This is a genomic window from Pseudomonas lopnurensis, from assembly GCF_015070855.1.
Classification (GTDB): Bacteria; Pseudomonadota; Gammaproteobacteria; order Pseudomonadales; family Pseudomonadaceae; genus Stutzerimonas; species Stutzerimonas lopnurensis.
Genome location: NZ_JADDIX010000091.1, coordinates 61810 through 80366, shown reverse-complemented (window position 1 = coordinate 80366; position 18557 = coordinate 61810). Strand labels below are relative to the sequence as shown.

Below are 18557 nucleotides of genomic sequence, written 5' to 3'. Positions count from 1 at the left end.
GCGGGTTTCACCCGCCCTACGGGGCTGCAGACCGCCAGCGAAGCCGAGTTGGCCGCCTGGGCCGAGCGGGTATTGTTCGCCGAAGGGCTTGAGCAGGTGTTTTCGGGCTGATCGGGTGGTGTCGGTAGAGGGCCGTCCAGGCGAAAATTCGCCGTGCGAACTTCCGGCAGCAGCGACAGGCGTAGGGCGGGTTGCAACCCGCCGTTGCGAGGCCGGCCACGTGCAATGACCGCGCGGGTTTCACCCGCCCTACGGGGCTGTCGTGTTCATAAGCGATTCATTTCAAGCGTTGATCAGACCGATGGAAAAACGGCCGCGGCCTCTGCCGCATCGCCACCCCACCGAGGACGAAATGCCGAAAAACCGGGGCTCCCGCTTTTTCCATATAGGCATATGGCCCTCCCGCCCCTAGGGGCGGGAGGGTGGAACCTCAGAAGCTCAACCCCCAGAGCGCCAGTGCGGCCTGGCCGGCCGGGGTGGCCAGCCAGTCCAGCAATGCCTGGGCGGCATCGCTGGCATCGGTGTCGCCCGGGTCGTAAATGACCAAGGCGCCCTGATCGTGCAGGTCGTAGTCTTCGCCTATGAAGCCCCGGTAGGTCCAGCCACTCGGAAGCGCCAGGACACCGGTGCCCGAGTAGTGAAGGGCGCTGGGGATAAAGCCCGACTGCACACCACCGGTGACCCCGCCGCCGAGGTCCACAGCCTCGTTCACCGCCTCGATCGGCGAGAAATACTTGAGTTTGCCGGCCGCGTAGGCGGCGGCGGTGTCGATGCCATAGAACTCCTCCAACGCCTGCTCGCCAGCCACGCCGTAGGGGCCCATGCTGGGCTCGCAGACGCCGACGGTGGTGTAGTTGGCTGCGAAAACCGCCGGGTCGATATTGGTTAGGTCGATGCTGGCAGGCGGTGTTACGGCGCCTGAAACATGGATCAGCCGCCCCTGGGAGAAGACCGCCGCATAGGAGGTTTGGCCCGTGCCATCTGGGCCATAATCCTCCGCGATAGCCTCCGGAAACTGCATGTCGGCGGAGAGGAACAGAGTGTAGGGATAAGTCGAGGGGGAGGCTTGCAGGCCGTTCACGATCTGGTTGCGCAGCATGCCGGACGGTAGGCTACTGGTGACATGGAACTCATCGCCACTGGCTGATGGGTTGGCCAACTTGTAGGCATCGATCACCGGCCCCTCAACCCATTCGGGCGGTGACACCGAATCGTCGAGGTAGCCGAAAGATCTGGCCAACAAGGGCGCGGCGCCTACTTTTACAATTGTCATGACTGAACTCCTTCTCTTCACTAAATGAGGCCCGCCTGCCGGCGGGCCGTTATCGGGGCCTTCCGGCCCTGGTTACTGCGCGGCAGGGCAGTCCCCGCCCGCGCAATCCTCGTCGTCCAGGCGATAGAGCACGCCATCCACCTGGATGGTCTGGATATTGGTGGAAAAGCTGGTCGAGCCTTCGGCCTGGCCCTGGCCGCCGTGGGCGCTGCCGCTGCCCTCGTGGCGGGCCGCGATCAGCTCCAGGGACGGATTACTGTTACCGTCGAAAGCTATGCGGGGTGCGGACTGCTGCGCGGTCTGGACAGCAGCCTGGTAGGCCGCGGCAGGCACCTCGGTGGGCAGGTCCCGGGTGGGTTCCTCGCCATCCTGGCCGGGCGGCGGGTTGCCCTCCCCTCCGGAGGGTGGCGCCCAGTTGCTGTCGATGATGGTGCCTGTGTTTTCGCCGACTCCCCCACCGGATTCCCAGCCATTGGTCTCCAGGCTACCGGTGGCCGTGGAGCGGCTGAGGGTTCCGAGGTTGTATCCCACGAGAGTTCCGCTCCGGCCGGCGCCATTGACGTCCCCCGAGGCCGTGGAGTCCTCGATGAGTCCTCCATTCGTGCCGGCCACTCCGCCTGTGTTGGAGCCCTGCACGGTCCCGCCATCCACACCCTCGCGCTCCTGGGTCGAAACGTCGCCATAGGCGTGGGAGTCTCGGATGACCCCGCTCTCGTTATTGGTTCCTACCAACCCACCGGTGCCGCTCCATCCCTCGACATTGCCGGACGCCCAGGAGCGCTCGATCAGCCCAAGGTTCCACCCGGCCAGCCCCCCGGCCCTCGCCGTGGATGCAAAAACATTCCCGGTCGCCCATGAGCCCGTGATGTTGCCGTAGTTGCGCCCGACCAGGCCGCCCACATTACTGGTCCCCCTCACGCTCCCGGTCGCCGACGAGTTGGAAATATCGCCGCCGCGATCGTTGTAGCCGACCAGACCGCCGACGTCGCTGTAGAGGCCCTCGCCGACGTCGATATCGCCGGAGGCCGAGGAGTTGCTGACCGTGCCGCCGCCGGAGAGGTCCCCGACCAGCCCGCCGAGGCGTCCGCCTGTCGAATGGATGAAGGGGCTGTTGTTGATGGAGTTGTCGTAGGCGGTGATATTGCCGCGGGCTTCGGCGTTATTTATAGTGACTGCGTAGCCGCGCTGGGTAGTAGTGGGGCCGGTACTGCTGGTGGCGGAGCCGACCAGGCCGCCTACTGCGTAGCTGCCCAGCACGTCGCCGGTGGCCCGCACGGTCTCCAGGACGACGTTGCCGTACTGGGCGCCTACGGTACCGACCAGGCCGCCCACCGACCTGGCAGGGCTCGCATCCACGTCCGCCGTGCTCTGAGAGGAGTCCACCCGAGCGCCGGGCACACCATAGACATTACCGCTGGCCCAGGCGTATTCCAGCCGGGTGGTGGCGCCCTGGGCCTCGCTGCCGGTGCCGCCCATGCCGCCGATCAGGCCACCGATGGAACTGGTGCCGGTGACGTCGCCGGTGGCGTAGACGTGGGTGAGGGTGCTGGCCACCACCCCGCCGACCAGCCCGCCCAGGGTTCCGGCCGAGCCCCATTCGCCGTAGACGCCGGTCACTTTCACATCGGCATGGGCCCGGTCCACGGTGGCGTTGAGCAGATAGCCGATCAGGCCGCCCATGGCGCCGCTGCCATACTCCAGGTTGCCGCTCATTTGCGTATGGCCGTTGACCTCGCCGCTGGCCCAGGCGTTCTCGATCTGCACGCCGTCGCCGTAGCCCAGCAGGGTGCCCACCTGGAGCGCGCCGGCGACGCTGGCGTTGCTCAGGCCGATATCGCGGATCACGCTGCCGGGGGTGGCCTCGCCGACCAGGCCGACATTGCTGCTGTCGTGGCCGGCGTCGATGCTCAGTCGGTCGATGACGTTGCCGAGCCCGGCCAGGGTGCCGGACAGGCTGGGAAGCAGCGCACCGGCGTAGGTGCCGGCAAGCGAGGCGTCGATATCCCGGGCCAGGGCGTAGTGGCCGCTGCCGTCGAGGCCGGCGAAATCGGCCATATCGCGCAGCAGTACATAGTCGTTACCGTCGATGACCAGGCGGGCGTTGGCGCCGCCCAGGGTGATGCCGGCGCCGGCGTGGCCGGTGGGGTTGCCGTCGTAGTCCAGGCGGGCGCTGTCGATCAGGTAGTCGCCGTCGATGACCAGCCCGGCCCGTTCGCCGCTGGCGGCGAGGCGGGCGTTGACGCGGATGGTGCCGCTGGCGCCCAGGCCCAGGGTGGTGTCGTCGACCCAGGCCAGGTCCTCGCCCAGGGTCAGGTCGCCACCCACGGCGTTGAGGGCGAGGCTGCGCTTGGCCAGTTGCTCTTCGACGAAGGCGACGCCGTGGCTGGCCTCATCGCCGCCAATGGCGATACCCGGCAGGCTGAGCGACCAGGTGCCGCTGGCGCCGGTGTCCAGGGCGGTTTCGTCGACGACCAACTGCTGGCCTGCCGTCTCGATCAGCCCGCCGCCATTCGCGGCGGAGACGTCCACGCGGCCACTCACCGTGGTGGTGCCATGCAGGGCGTCGAGGGCATAGCCGGCCAGGCCGGGGCCGGCCGGGTTCAATTCCAGCGTCAGGCTGTCGGCGGCGGCCAGCAGGACCTTGCCGCCGGACGCGCTGACGCTGCCGGTGGAGCTGACGCCGTTGCCGCTGGCCAGGGCCAGGAAGCCGCCATCGACGATAACAATATCGCCCTCATTGACCACCGAGCCGTCGCCGCCCGCGGCGGTGAACAGGAACCTGTCGTTGTCGAAGTCGTCGTCGCCGATCGCCAGGGTGCTGGCCAGCAGGCCGCCGACGGCGACGCTGCCGCCCAGGGCGATCAGCACGCCGTTGGGGTTGAGGATAAAGACCCGGCCATTGGACTGCAGGGCACCGGCGATCAGGGTCGGGTTGCTGCCCAGCACCCGGTTGAGGACGATGGACTGGCTGCCCGGCTGGACGAACTCGACGGTCTCGCCCTGGTTGATGGAGAAGGTCTGCCAGTCGATGCGCGACTTGTCCTGGGTGGTGGTGATACGGGTCGGGTCGTTCGGCTGGTCGAAGCTCACGCCGTCGCTGGCGGATATGACGGTGCGGGAGAAGTCGCCCAGGGTGAAGCTGGTGACCGCGCCGACCAGGGTGTAGTTGGGGTTGTCGAGAGCCAGGTTGCCGATGTCCAGGGCGTTGCTGCCCAGGTTCCGGCTCTGCAGGCTGGCGCTGCCGCTGAGGCCCACGCTGTCGCCGGCGACCAGGTTGCCCAGGGCCAGGGAATCGGCGCCGACCTGCTGGGTGCCGGTATCGCTGCTAGTGCCGGTGAGGGTCACGGCGCGCGGGGCGATGGCGGCGCTGGTGGTCAGGCTGTCGGTGGCGAGGCTGTAGTTGCCGGCCCCCGCGCCGGTGAGGCCGAGCCCGGAGACGGTGACCGTCTTGCCGCTGGCGGCGTTGGCGTCGTCGAACAGGGCGGCGTCGTAGGCGAAGCCCAGGCTGCCCTTGGCGATATCGCCCAGGGCGATGTAGTTGGTCGAGGTGATGCTCGCTGTGGTGCTGGCGGAGCCGTCGTAGACCTTGCCGTTGGCGACCGCGGCCAGGTCGGAAGCCTCCAGGGCCTTGGGCGCGATAGTCGAGTTCTGACTCCAGGTATCGCCATTGAAGTAGTAGTTGGAGGCCTTGCCACCGTTCTCGCCGTCCGCGATCAGGATATCCGTGACCAGCACCTGGTTGTAGGTGACGGCACCCGACGCGTTGCGCTGCACGTTTTCGCTGGCGTAGGCGGCTGTCCAGCTGACATCGAGTGTCTGTTCGCCGACGAGCGAGTTGTCAAAGAGATTCAGTCCCAGGCCACCGTTCTGCAGGGCCGAGTTGAAGACGGCGGTGGCGGTGCCGTCGTATTCCTTGTTCAGGAAGGTATTGTTCTGGAAAGAGAGCTGCAACGGCGAAACGCTGAAGGTCCCCAGCAGCTCATAGGCGCCGGAGCGCGAAGCCAGGGTGGCGGCGGCATCATAGGTTCCCGCGTCCAGGTAGCCCCAGTCGAGGGCCTCATCGTCCACGTACAGCACCGCGCTGGCGGTATCCCCGGCCTGGAGGCCGTAGACGTAGAGGCTGCCGATGGAGCTTGCCGAGACGGTGCCGTAGGTGGTTGCTGTGCCACTGCCGACATAGAGGGTGGAGAGGCTGGCGAGCATGGGGAAGCCGCCGTAGGCGCTGGTCCAGATGGTCGGGTCGAAGCCTGCATAGCTCGCCAGGTAGGCGGCCGCGTCGCCGGCGATTTCGGTGACGCCTGCCGTCTGGTCCTGGTAGGTGCCGCGCAGGCTGGTCCGATCCACGCTCCAGTAGACGTCGGTCAGCCCTCCTTCGTTGGTGCAGACGAAACCGCAGCGCACCGTCGTGGCCAGGCCCTCCGTTCCCGGCGCGCCCCACCAGGCGTAGGCGTTCTCGATGGTGCCGTGGTTGTTGTAGACGAAGCCGGCGCTGTTTCTGGCATTGCCGCTCAGGGTCCGCCAGGCATAGGCATTGGTGATGGCGCCGTAGTTGTCGTAGACGAAGCCGGCAACCTTGTCATTGGCGTAGTGGAGCGTTCGTGTCGAACTGGTGGCGACCGTCTTGTAGGCGTAGGACTGGTCGATGCTGCCGGTATTCAGCCCGGCGAAGCCACCGGCCCTGGTGTTGGCAGCAATATAGGGAGCAGAGGAGAGTGTGCCCCCAAAGACGTAACCATTGGTATAGGATTTTTCGATGCTGCCCGCGTTGCTGCCGACGAAGCCGCCGAGGTAGATGGGCTCGGCTCCGCTGACGTTGGTCGCATCGAGCCGCAGGCCAAGGGAACTGGTGGAGCTGCTGATCCCATAGTCCACGGCGGAACCGCCGAGGATGCGCCCGTCCTCTGCGTTGCTGCCGACGAAGAGGCCCGCGACTGTGGTGCCCGCGCCCAGGGTGATGTTGCTGAATTTGCTGGCGTTGGCGATCAGCCCATGGTTGACGCCCACCAGCCCACCGACGGTGGGGGCGTTGGTGGCGTTTATGGTGTTGGCAGTGTAACTGTTGGCGATGCGGCCATGGTTGACGTTGGCCAGGCTACCGACCGCCTGGCCATCCGCCGAGCCGTTGATGAGGCCGCTGGTTATGCCCAAGTTGGACACCAGGGCGGAGGCCTCCAGGGTGCCGAACAGGCCGCTGGCCTGGCCGGTATTGTTGCCGTTGTTGAAGTAGGCCAGCGTATGGCCGAAGCCATTGAGGTTGCCGGAGAAACTGGCGATGGACTGGTCCCGGAAGTCGCCGAGGTCGGCGCCCAGCACGTAGTGGCCGTCCGCCTGGATCGCCGCCAGCCCGGCGGCGTCGCTGATGACGGTGTGTTGCGTGCCGTTCAGCGTAACCGTGCCGCTGCCGGAGAAGTCGATACGCCCGACGAACTCCCGTGCCCCCTGGGCCATGTACAGACCGTAGGGCACGCCGTCGGCATCGGTTCCCGTGCCGTAATTGGCGACGAAGCCCGCCTCGCCAGTGGCGGTCATCACGTCGTTGACGTTGATGTTGTTGGTGGCGCTCAGGGTCAGGGTGTTCTGCGACCAGTTCACCGCATCGTCGATGTCGATATCGCCGCCCTCGCCGCTGCCGTCGGTGGACCGGATCTCGACGTTGCTGCTTTGCAGCGCCGTGGTGAGGGCCGCGCCGGTCATGTCGCCGCCCTCGCCCACGGTGAAACCGTCCGGGTCGATCAGCCAGGTGCCGGTTTCCCCGGCTGGCGCGCGGGTGTCGACGGCGATGCCGGTGAGCTCGAGCTGCTTGCCGCTGGTCTCGACCAGGCCGCCGTCGCCGCCCTCGGCGCCGCCGCGGGCGGAGAAGCGGCCCTGGGCCGTGGTCTCGCCGTCCGACCAGACGACGATGCTGCCGCCGTCACCCGTGCCGCTGGCGTCCGCCTTCAGTGTGCTGCCGGCATCCACGCTCACCCGCTCGGCATGGGCCAGCGGGCCGCCGCCCTGGTAGCCACCTCCGACCTCGATGCTGCCGCCGCCCGTGGCGCCTGAAACGTCCAGGCTGGCGCCTTCGAGGGCGATGGTCTCGCCGGTGACCTGGATGCTGCCGCCGTTGCCGGTCTCGCTGCTGGCGTCCAGAGTGCCGGCGACCAGGACGGTGCCGCTGGCGCCGCCGTTCAGCACGATCTCGCCGCCCCGGTTCTCCAGGCTGCGGGCGCGGACGATGCCCTGCTGGTTGACCAGGTTCTGCACCAGGGTCTCGGCGGCGCGGGCGCTGAGGATCACGCGGCCGCCGTCGGCTTCGATCAACTGGCCGTTGTGCACCAGGGCGTCCTTCAGGCCCTGGTCGATCTCCACGCTGAGCAGGCCGTCGCCGGCGAAGTCGAGGGTGATGGCGTCGCCGGCGGCCAGCGCCACCGTGCCCAGGTTGGCGACGATGATCCCTTCATTGCTGACCCTGCCGCCGAGCAGGGCCACGGCGCCACCATCGGCCGCCTGGATATGGCCGAGGTTGGTCACGGCGGCGTTGTCGCCGTTGCCCTGGAAGCGGTAGTCGCCCGCCAGGAAGTCCTGGTCGGCGATGTCCAGGGTGGAGGCGACCAGGCCGCCGACGCTGACCTGGGCATTCTGGCCGAACAGCACGCCGTTGGGGTTGACCAGGAATACCTGGCCGTTGGCCTCGAGCGTGCCCATGATCTTCGAGCCGTCGCTGCCCAGCACCCGGTTCAGCGCCACGGCGGAGGCGTTCGGCTGGTTGAAGGTGACGCTGTGGCCTTCGCCGATATCGAAGCTCTGCCAGTTCGTGATCAGCTTGTGGCTGGCCTGGTCGATGACCATGGCGTTGCCGGCGCTGCCGATGGTGCCGTTGCCGTGGACGATCTGCCCGCCGGTGGGCAGGTCGGCGGCGAGGGCCGGGCCGGCGCCCAGCAGCAGGGTGCCCACCAGGCCGGCGGTCCGCCCGGCCTTGCTGCGACTGCGGGTTCCTTCGGCGGCGACCTGGAAAACGCCCAGGCTGCGGTTGAAGACGGTGCGGTAGATGCGATTCATGGCGTGTCTGGCCTCGTGTTGGCTGGGCTCTCTTGGTGTTGGCTGGTTTTTTCGGTGCTGGTCGTTTCGGTCGCTTCGTTTGTCCGTGAGCGGAGTTCGCGGGCATGGCCCGCTCCTACAGGCTCCTCCCATGGGCGCCTAGAACAGCCAGGCGGCCGATACCCAGAGCCTGGGTGCCTTGTGCGTGTCGCTCTCGGGGGCGGCATTGCCCAGGCGCCAGGCGGCGCTGGCGTCGAGCCGCCAGTGCTCGCTGGCCCAGGCGACGCCGATGCCGGTGGCGCTGAGGCGGCGGTGGTTGTCGCCGTCGTCCCAGGGGTCCTTGCTGACGCGGATGCGACCGTGGTCGGCGAAGGTGGACAGCTGCCAGTTCGGCGTGAGGGCGTAGCGCAGCTCCAGGTTGCCGAGCCAGCCCTCGTCGCCCTGGGCCTCGCCCTGGGGGTAGGCGCGCACGCCGTAGGCGCCGCCCAGGCCGAACTTCTCCGAGCCGTCCAGGTTGCCGTCGGCCCACTGGCCGCGCAGGCGCAGGAGCAGGCTGAAGCGGTCGGTCAGGCGCTGCAGGCGGACCAGGGTCGGGCGCAGTACGTCGAAGTCGCCCTCGGTGCGCGCAGTGAGATCGTCGATGACGCGGTCGTACGGGCTGCGCAGGGACAGGTCGCCGTGGCTCCAGCCCAGGGAAAAACTGGTGAGGCCGCCGCCGAACAGGTCGTCGCGGGCGTTGCCTTCCAGGGCGAAGGTGACGACCTCCGAACGCTTGCGGCTTTCGGTGTCGAACAGGTCGATCTCGTCCTTCAGACGCTTGTTGTCGTACTGCAGCCGGGCGTTCAGCCAGAACGGGCGGCTGACGATCAGCGGCTGGTTGACGAAGACGCTGCCGGTATGGGCAGTGCCGTAGGCGTCCAGGTCCTGGAAGTCCTTGCCCAGCTCGTACTCCATGTAGGAGTAGCTGGCGCCCAGGCTGGTGCCCCAGGGGCCCAGCGGCAACTGGTAGCTGGCCAGGTAGTAGTACTGCTTCTCGCGGGTGCCCAGCAGGCGCAGGTCCAGGCGGTCGCCGAGGGCCAGCGGGCTGTTGACGCCGAGGCTGGCGCCCAGGCGGTCGGCACCGGTGAAGCGGTTGCCGCCGTTGTCGTACTCCAGGCTGCCGGTCAGCAGGGGCGTTGGCTCCAGGCCCACCAGCAGGTTGGTGGCACCGGTCTCGTCGCCGGGGCGCAGGGTGGCGCGGGTGGTGGCGCCGGCACGTTCGTCGAGCAGCAGCAGGGCGCGCTCCAGGGCTGCGGCGCGTACCGGGTCGCCGGGCTCCAGGCGTTGCAGCGGCGCCAGGGCGAGGTCGTGCAGGCGGGCATCCTGCTTGTCCACGTCGATGCGCCCGTAGCGGCCTTCGAGGATGGCGATCTCCACCAGGCCGTCGCGGATGGTCTGCGCCGGCACGTAGGCGCGCGCCAGCGGATAACCCTGGGCACGGTAGTGGTGGGTGATGCGCGCAGCGGCGTTCTCCAGATCGCCCAGGCCGAGCTCCTGGCCGCGCAGGTCGGCCAGCAGCGCCAGCAGCTCGTCGCCGGGCAGGCTGTGGTTGCCGCTGAGGGTGAAGCCCTCGACCTGCACGGCGGGGCCGCCGGACGGGGCGCTTTGCTCGGCGGCGCCGTCGTCCGGCAGTTGCAGGTCCAGGGTGCGCTCCGAGGGCAGCGGCGGGGGCCGTTGCAGGTCGCGCAGGGACTGGCCGGCGTCCGGGGCGATCTGTGCGCTGGCGGGCGAGGCGAGGCCGATCAGGGCGGTGGCGAGGACCGAAAGGGAAAATGCTCCGACTGCTTTTTTCATTGACGATGTTCCTCGGCCGTTGGCTGGCAATCCTGGGGAGACTGCTGGCAAAGCTCGGGTGGCAGCGGCATGCCGCCGTCTATCACTTCATAGGGTTGGTCTGGCTCAGGTTGCATCCGGGCGACCCTGTCGCTCAGGGTCCTGGCCAGCTCCTGCTGTTGGATATCCCGGAGCAGTTGCCCGCTGGTGGGCGGCTGCTGCGCGTGCTGCCCCGGGTCGTCCTGCGCCTGCGCGGGGCCTGTGCCGAGCGCGGCGAGAATCAGCGCAAGGGCGCCTGTTGTGGTCTTCATGGTCGATTCGCTCCAAGTTGCTTGGTCCGCCATACCGGATACGGCTCTGGCTCCGGTCCGTGCGTCCACCGATGTGCTTCGCACGATGACAATTGCCCGTGGGCATTGTTTTGTTATTTATCCATCTACATAGGGCAAGCCATGTGCCATTACGGCCAAGGCAAGCACGCGTCGCGGGGAATTGACTATTTATGTAAATAAGTAATTGTTTTCAGGTGAATAAAAATGGCCGTCGAATTGGCCTGACGGACAGGCGTTGCGTGGGGTGTGTTTTTTATGTAGTCGAATAGCTACAAAAACGTGACGGCAGGCAGGCCGTGTCGCAAAGGCGACAGAGGCTCGTTCGCTTTCAATGAGGGGTGAATTGCAGCCCGTCCGGTCCGGCCGTCAGGGTTCGCAGGGCCCCGCCTCAGCCGGCGGGCACGAAGGCGCTGCGGCCTGCGGGTGAGCGAAGGATTTCCACTTCCACCCGGTAGAGGCGGCGGATCGCATCCGTTGTCAGCACCTCGGTCGGCGTGCCGTCGGCCACTATGCGGCCTTCCTGCAGCAGGGCGACGCGGCTGGCGCAGGCCAGTGCGTGGTCCGGGTGGTGGGTGGTCTTGAGGATGCCGTAGCCGTCGGCGGCGAGGCGTTCGAGGCATGCCAGCAGGCGCATCTGGTGGCCGAAGTCGAGGCCGCTCACCGGTTCGTCCATGATCAGGATGCGCGCGCCCTGGGCCAGTGCGCGGGCGATCAGGGTCAACTGGCGCTCGCCGCCGGACAGTTCGGTGTAGGGGCGCCCGGCCAGCGCGCCGATGCCAAGCTGGGCTATCGCCGTCTCCACCGCTTCGCGGTCGGCTGCGCCGGGTGCGGCGAAGGGGCCGTGGTGAGGCAGACGGCCGAGACCGACCACCTCGCGTACGCTGTAGGGAAACGGCGCCACGTGGGCCTGCGGCACATAGGCGATGCGCCGGGCCAGGGCGCGTCGCGACAATGTGGCGAGCGATGTGCCATCCAGGCTGACGGTGCCGCCGTGGGGCTTCAGCAGGCCGAGCAGGCAGCGCAGCAGGGTGGTCTTGCCGGCGCCGTTGGCGCCGAGCAGAGCAAGGATTTCGCCGGGCGCCAGAGCCAGGTCGACGCCGTCGAGTATCCTGCGCTGGGCGCGGCGCAGCAGCAGTCCGTGGCCGCGCAGGACGCCCTGGCCCCGCGTCATCGTCCCCACCCGTTGCGCGCCCGGTGCAGCACCAGCAGGAATACCGGGATGCCGAGCAGCTCGGTGACGATGCCGATGGGGATTTCGCTGCCGGTCAGGCTGCGTGCGAGCAGGTCGGCGGCCAGCAGGAAACTCGCCCCGAGCAGCGCCGAGGCGGGCAGCAGCAGGGCATGGCCGGGGCCGCAGAGCAGCCTGGCGACATGCGGCACGATCAGCCCGACCCAGCCGATCATGCCGGCCAGCGAGACGGTCAACGCGCCGAGCAGGGTGGCGCAGCCGATGACCATGTAGCGCACCGTGCCGACCGGTACGCCGAGGCTGCGCGCCTCGTCGTCGCCCATCGCCAGGGCGTCCAGCCAGCGTCCGGCGGCGCACAGCGCGACAATCGCCAGGCCCATGGGCAGCGATACCCAGAGAACGTCGCGGATATGCACGGAGGCCAGGCTTCCCATCAGCCAGATGATGATCGCCGGCAGCTCGTTGTAGGGGTCGGCGACGTACTTGACGAGCGACAGCAGGGCGGCGAACAGCGCGCCGGAGACGATGCCGCCGAGGATCAGCATGATCAGCGAACCCTGGCCGAAGGTACGGGCGATCGTCACGGCGATCGCCACCGCGGCCAGGCCGCAGGCGAAGGCGCTGACCTGCACCAGCAGCCAGCTGCCGCCGAGCAGCATGCCGGCGGCGGCGCCGAACGCGGCGCCGGAAAGCACGCCGAGCAGGTTGGGCGACACCAGCGGGTTGCGGAACACACCCTGGAAGGCGGCGCCGGACACGGCCAGGGCGGCGCCCACCAGGATCGCGGCGAGCACCCGCGGCAGGCGGATTTCCACCAGCAGGTTGTACAGCAGGTCATGGCGCTCGGGATCGAGCGAGGGTGCGCCTGCGGCGCTGGCGAAAAAGCGCAGCACATCCGTCGCGTTCAGCGGGTAGCGGCCCGAGCCGAGGGCGACCAGGGTCACGGCGCCAAGCAGCAGGGCGAGCGCCGGCAGCAGCGCGAATGCACCGCGGCGCGGCGCGCCGGCGGTGTGCGTGGGGGACGGTTGGGCGAGAGGATGGGTCATCCGGATATCCAGGCGAGAGGGCGAGGCGTCGGCGGGGCGGCGAAGCTCATCGATGCGAATGCTGGTCGCCGGGCAGCGCCACCCGGGTCGCAAGCAGGCTGTCGAGATCGTCCTCGCCCGGCGTCACGCCGAAGAACAGCCGGTAGAATTCCCGAGTGGTTCGCCGTGGATGGAACTGGAAGCGCTGCGGGTGGAATTGCCCGGCGAGCCATCGGATGCCCAGGGCGCGCATGAATGACGGTGGCCGGTCCAGCCAGTTGAGCGGCGTGCGCGGCACCGTCAGTATCTTGCCTTCGCGCACCGCTCTGACGTTGCGCCAGGCGCCTCCTTCCTTGTCGAGGCGGGAGAGAAAGACGGGGTCCTGTACCACGATGAACTCGGGGTCATAGGCCAGTACCTGCTCCAGGCTGACCTTTTCCATGCCCATGACCGAGCTCGGCGCGCAGCGATGCACGTTATGGCCGCCCGCCAGGGCGATGGGTTCGACATGGAAGGAGTTGTGACACTCGGTGGCCAGCCCGTCCGGCCCCTGGGCGTAATACACGCGGGGCCGCTGGGCTTCGGGGACCGCGTCGACGGCCAGCGCTACCTCCTCCAGGGCCTTGCGTATTTCATTGGCCAGCGCCGCCGCGCGTGCCTGGCGGCCGAGCAGTTCGCCGAGCATCTCGAAGGCGGCGGGCCACTGCGCGAGGTTGTCCAGGTCGACGAAGAGCACGGGCACGCCGGTTTTCTCGAACTGGCGAATCACCTGCTCCACATCGCTGGAGCCGATGGTCTCGCCGCTCCAAGCCAGGGCCACGTCGGGGCGCAATTGCAGCACCGTTTCGGAATTGAGCGCGCGGCCGTGGCCAAGCACGCTGCCGACCAGTGGCAGCTCCTGCAGGGACGCCGGCAGATAGCGCTCGTCACCGGGGCGCAATGGCAGATTGAGGCCGACGAGCTTTTCCGGGGCCAGGCTGTACAGCAGGGCGGCCAAGGGCGGTGAGGTACTCAACACCCGTTCGATATTCTCGGGAACCTCGATCTGGCGTCCGATCATGTCGGTGACTTGGCGAGCCGATGCGGCCAGGGGCGACAGTAGCGCGGCGACCCCCAGGCAAAGGGGGAGCCAGCGTGGAAGGGTGAAGCGCCCGCCATGGTTGCGCGGGGGCGGTGCGACCTGGGGATGGCGTGGCGCGGAGTTGGGGAGTGGGGGGCGGTGCTCGGCTCTCATTGCTAGTGCTCCGAAGGCAGCGATCGGCTATCGCCGCTGTCGATCATCGGCCAGCAAGCACAATGCCATGTCGGGAAAATCCTGCGTGGGCTTGCGCGTGCCTTGACCGCAAAGGGCCAGTCCGCCGCGCTGGCGGGGTTTTTTCAATATCGCAATTGCGATAGGTAATGAGTAACTGTCATGAATTTAAAGGGTTGAGTTCACGACATTTCTATATGAATTGTCATATTGAGACGTCGCAAAATCGACAAGGGCGCCGGCCAGGTGCCTTCACAAGGGACGGGTGTGACATCTTCCTGGCGCACGGCGTATTTCGTCTGTCGGCGCGCTCAGGCGCGGTCAGGCGGTTCGCTGAGCAGGTGGCACCGGGGTCGATCGGTACGACGCAACGCCGTGCTGTATTCCGACGCTTCCATGGCATCGTTATTGCCAGTCATATATTGGAAAGAAGGCGAAGACGTGTTCGACCAGCCTTTTTTCTCAACTTGTTCATTTTGATTTCAATGGCTTGAAGATGTTCTGGTCGACGGGCTCGGTTACGGTCGTCCATCGTTATATTTAAAACAATATAGAAAATTGGCGCGTGACATCGTCAGCTTCGCGACAAGGCCCGGCCAGCGGCGTGACGGGCTCCATCGCCGGATTCACTGAGCGCCGACGCCCATCGGCTTCTTCCGACTGATGTCGCTCGGCGGCTGGCCGGGTAGCGATGGCCGGAGGCTGGAGATCTGCAACGTCGCCACGGCGGATTAACCCGGGCGTGTCCCCATGGGCGCGTGCCGTCGGGATCGTTCGCCCGTTGCGACGATTCGGGCGCGTCGATGCGCCCTGTTTATGACCTGGGAGGGATTCATGGAGTACGGCAATAGGAAGGCGGCACCGATGCTGGGCGCCGCCCTGGCGCTCGCCAGTGGGCTGATGGCATCGCTGGCCGGTGCCGAGGAGGTGGTCCTGGCGCCGATGGTGATCATCGGTGAGACGCAGGACGGGCCGGTCGATGCCTTCGCCAGCGAGCGCGAGGAGGCCTCGACCGTGTACCGGCTGGATGCCGAGGAGGTTGCCCTGTTCGGGGCCGCTGGCGGCGGCAATGCCTACTCGCTGGTGTCACGGCTGCCAGGTGTGCAGATGCAACTGGTCGACGCCTATGGCCTGGTCAACATGCAGGGGGGCAATAAGGGCTTGCGGGTACGGGGGGAGATCGCTTCGCATGGGGCCAACGGCACGGTGGAGGGGGTGCCGCTGAACGGCCCCGGCCCCGGCCCGGGATATCTGTTTCTGCTGGACGCGGAGAACATCGACAGTGTGTCGTTGGCGCAGGGGCCGATCGCGCCCGACCGCTTCTCGCTGTATGACACCGTCGGCCAGCTCGATACCCGCATCCTCTGGCCCAAGGCCGAATTCGGCGGCAAGGTTTCGGTGGGGGCTGGCGAGAACGACTTCAGCCGTACCTTCGCCCGCCTGGACAGCGGGCGACTGCCGACTGGCACGGCGATGTTCCTCTCGGGCTCCTCGACCTCGGCGCAGAAGTGGCGTGGTCATGGCGACTCGCCCGAGCGTCATGAGACCTTCGCCTTCGGGCTCAGCCAGGACTTCGGTCGGTTGCAGGCCAAGCTGTTCGTCGCGCACAACGAGATGGTCGGTGACAACTACAAGGGCCTTACCTATGAAGAGGCACGGCACGCGTCCCGCTACGACGACATCGACTACGACCGCTATCCCAGCGGCACCACCGCCGCCGCCTGGGCCAACTGGCAGGGGTATAACCGCCAGTCCTTCGAGACCAGCGCTTTCCTCTCGGAGATCAGCTATCGGCTGGGCGAGCATACCCAACTGGTCCTCAAGCCCTTCTACAGCAAGGAAGAAGGCTACTACCTCTACCCCAATGGCAACTTCGTGCGTCGCTGGGACATCGATCACACCACCTACGGCGCGAGCAGCGAGTTGCACACCCGCTGGGGCGAGACGGGGCTCAAGTTCGGCTACGCCCTGGTGTCCATGGAGCCGCCGGGGCCGCCGAACGCCTGGAGGCACTATCGGCCCGATGCCTCGGGTGGTCTGACCTTCAACAACTGGGCGCTGCTGGCGAAGGTCACCGACCGCCACGAGATGCACAACCTGTTCGCCACCGCCGAGCGCCGCTTCGGCCCGCTGGAGGTCAAGGGCGGGGTGCGCTACGTGCGCGATGTGCTGCCCTCGATCGACTACTACGACACCGCCGGGGTGACCGCCGAGGACTTCGACGACGCCATCGACCAGTCCTCCGGCGTGGTCGATGCGCGCAGCGTGCAGAGCACCACCATCCGCGAGTGGGCACCCTATCTCGGCCTGCGCTACGAGGTGAGCGAGCGCCTGGAGCTGCGCGCCGCGCTGGGACGCAACGTCGGTAGTCCGGCCTTCGATGCTTTTCAGAAGCCGCCGGTCGCCGGGCTTTCCAAGCAAGCGCTGTGGAACGCGAGCGAGATGGAGATCGGCGATACCCTGGATCTGGCCGCGCGCTTCAGTTTCTCCCGCGGCTACTTCGAGCCGGTGCTCTACTACACCCGCTACCGCAACAAGGGCGTGGACATCTACGACCCGGCCTATAACGCGTCCTACACCCAGAACATCGGCAAGGCCCACCAGCTTGGCCTGACCCTGGCCGGCGGCTGGCAGTTGCGGCCCGACCTGGACATGTTCGGCAACCTGAGCTTCATGCGCTCGCAGTTCGACGATGACTTGCTGGTGGGGGTGGGCGACGTGCGTGAGGTGGAGGGCGAGCGCCTGCCCGATGTGCCCGCGCGCATGGCGACGCTTGGCGCGGCGTGGCGCTTCGGCAGGTTTACCCTCACTCCGGTGGTCCATTACATGGGCAATCGCTACGCCGACATCGAGCATACCCAGCGCATGGGGGGCTACGCAGTGGCCAACCTGGATCTGACTCATCGGCTGAAGTCGCGGCATGGCCAGTTCACCACCAGCCTGGCGGTGATCAACCTGTTCGACAAGCGCTACATCGGCTTCAACAACGCCAACGAGACCAGCAACGGCAGCACCTTCTACCCGGGACCGCCGCGCACCCTGGTGGGCAAGTTCTCGTTCGAATTCTGAGGAGGGGGTGGCCATGAGCGAACTGAAAAACAAGCGGTCCTGGCACTGGTTACTGACGGTGCCGCTGGCCTGCCTGGCGTTGGGTGCCCAGGCCGCCGAGCCACTGCGGGTGGCGGTGGTGGGCGGAATCATGCTCAGCGGTGTCTGGGCGCAGCTCCAGCCGCGTCTTGAGGCCGCCACTGGCGAGTCGATCGAAGTGGTGTCGATGGGGCCCAAAGCCCATGTGGTGCCGGCCTTCGCCGAGGGACGCGCCGACCTGCTGGTGATTCACGGCGGCAGCGAGACCTTTGCCCTGCAGGCCCGTGGGCTGGGTGGGCGGGTGCTGCCCTGGGGCTACAACGAGCATGTGATCGCCGGCCCGGCCGACGATCCGGCTGGCGTGCGCGAGGCCCGCGACGCGGTCGATGCGTTGCGGCGTATCGCCGGGAGCGACACCCGCCTGGTGGCCTTTCGCGACCCCGGCAGCCACGAGGGTGTGCAGCGGCTGATCGGCAAGGCGGGCGTCATGCCTTCGCCCGACTGGCTGCTGGTCGATGAGACCCGCGACCATCATGCGATCCTGGGGCAGGCCTCGCGCCAGCATGCCTACGTGGTGGTTGGCGCCATCCCGCTGGCTCGTGGCCGCCTGGCCGGGGAGGGTATTGTGCGCCTGTTCGGTGGTGATCCGCTGCTGCGCCGGGCCTTCGTCACCCTGGAGCCTGGCACGGCTCATCCCGCGGGTGCCGAGGCCCGTGCGCAGGCGGCGCGGTTGGTCGATTACCTGGTTTCGCCGGCCGGCCAGGCGACCTTGGCGGAGGCCGACCACGCGGCCGACGGCCCTTGGATCTACGGCGTGTCGAATGGTCTGCCAGTGATCACAGGCGAGAAGTCTGACTGATGCCCGCCGGGACAAGACCTGCCAGTCGCCTTTCGGGCTGGCCGTGCCCGGCCCTCCTGCCGTCAGGCCGGGCTCTCACAGCGAGCCGAGAAAACCGTGCAGGTCGTCACGTGCCGTCCTTGGCAGCGCGGCATAGCGATCCCGTGCCGCCTGCGCCTCGCCGCCATGCCAGAGAATGGCTTCGGCCAGGCTGCGGGCGCGGCCGTCGTGGAGAAAGCCGGCGGCGTTCCCGGCCTGTACCTGCCCGATCCCCCATAGCGGCGCGGTGCGCCAGTCGCGTGGGCCGGCCAGGTGATCCGGGCGGCCGTCGGCCAGGCCCTCGCCCATGTCGTGCAGCAGCAGGTCGGTATAGGGCTCGAACAGCCGATCGCGTAGCAGGGGCGAGGCGGCGTCCGCGGCGGTGCGCAACTGCGGGCGGTGGCAGGCGGCGCAGCCCAGGGCATGGAAGTGGCGTTCGCCGCGCCGCACGCCAGGCGAGTCGGGATCGCGCCTGGCCGGTGGCTGCAGGTGCGCCAGGTAGAAGGCGATGGTCTGCAGCTGGGCCTCGCTCAGTTCCGGGTCGCCGCCAGCGGGCGCCTCCCGGCAGGCCGTCTGGGCAGGCATGCAGGGTTGCGCCGGATAGGCCCGCGAGGTCAGGCCCAGGTCGCCGGCCATGGCCGCGGCGATCTGGTCGAGCAGGCTGGCGTTGTTGCTCTTGAAGCCGAAGCGGCC

10 protein-coding genes are annotated in these 18557 nt (G+C 67.7%); 2 read left to right on the top strand and 8 right to left on the bottom strand.

The window, feature by feature from the left end; translation table 11 throughout:
* Nucleotides 1-430: 430 nt before the first annotated feature.
* The 7 genes from IN820_RS18725 to IN820_RS18695 form a co-directional block, all read right to left on the bottom strand.
* Nucleotides 431-1273 (bottom strand): substrate-binding domain-containing protein, encoded by an 843-nt coding sequence (locus IN820_RS18725; RefSeq protein WP_193682400.1) that lies wholly within the window; start codon nt 1271-1273, stop codon nt 431-433.
* A gap of 72 nt (nt 1274-1345) precedes the next feature.
* Nucleotides 1346-8311 (bottom strand): two-partner secretion domain-containing protein, encoded by a 6966-nt coding sequence (locus IN820_RS18720; RefSeq protein WP_193682399.1) that lies wholly within the window; start codon nt 8309-8311, stop codon nt 1346-1348.
* Nucleotides 8312-8449: 138 nt separating this feature from the next.
* Nucleotides 8450-10123 carry a ShlB/FhaC/HecB family hemolysin secretion/activation protein gene (locus IN820_RS18715; protein ID WP_193682398.1) on the bottom strand — a complete coding sequence of 558 codons (1674 nt, stop codon included), beginning with the start codon at nt 10121-10123 and terminating at the stop codon, nt 8450-8452.
* Nucleotides 10120-10413, bottom strand: coding sequence for a hypothetical protein (locus IN820_RS18710; RefSeq protein WP_193682397.1), 294 nt, complete (start codon nt 10411-10413; stop codon nt 10120-10122). Before IN820_RS18710 ends, IN820_RS18715 begins: the two co-directional genes overlap by 4 nt.
* A gap of 409 nt (nt 10414-10822) precedes the next feature.
* Nucleotides 10823-11605: an ABC transporter ATP-binding protein gene (locus tag IN820_RS18705; protein ID WP_193682396.1), complete on the bottom strand. Its 783-nt coding sequence runs from the start codon at nt 11603-11605 to the stop codon at nt 10823-10825.
* Nucleotides 11602-12669, bottom strand: a complete 1068-nt coding sequence (locus tag IN820_RS18700) for a FecCD family ABC transporter permease (RefSeq protein WP_193682395.1) — start codon at nt 12667-12669, stop codon at nt 11602-11604. The genes IN820_RS18705 and IN820_RS18700 overlap by 4 nt, the downstream gene beginning before the upstream one ends.
* A gap of 46 nt (nt 12670-12715) precedes the next feature.
* The gene (locus tag IN820_RS18695; RefSeq protein WP_193682394.1) at nt 12716-13708 is read right to left on the bottom strand and encodes an ABC transporter substrate-binding protein; all 993 of its coding nucleotides are present in this window, start codon (nt 13706-13708) and stop codon (nt 12716-12718) included.
* Between the two features lie 1026 nt (nt 13709-14734).
* On the opposite strand from IN820_RS18695, the gene IN820_RS18690 reads away from it, so the two are divergent.
* Nucleotides 14735-16969 (top strand): TonB-dependent receptor, encoded by a 2235-nt coding sequence (locus tag IN820_RS18690; protein WP_193682393.1) that lies wholly within the window; start codon nt 14735-14737, stop codon nt 16967-16969.
* Between the two features lie 13 nt (nt 16970-16982).
* Nucleotides 16983-17846 carry a tungsten ABC transporter permease gene (locus tag IN820_RS18685; RefSeq protein WP_193682392.1) on the top strand — a complete coding sequence of 288 codons (864 nt, stop codon included), beginning with the start codon at nt 16983-16985 and terminating at the stop codon, nt 17844-17846.
* 75 nt (nt 17847-17921) lie between these two features.
* Here the strand turns inward: IN820_RS18685 and IN820_RS22725 are convergent.
* A partial coding sequence (locus tag IN820_RS22725; protein ID WP_328822115.1) for a di-heme oxidoredictase family protein occupies nt 17922-18557 on the bottom strand: 636 nt, incomplete at its 5' end.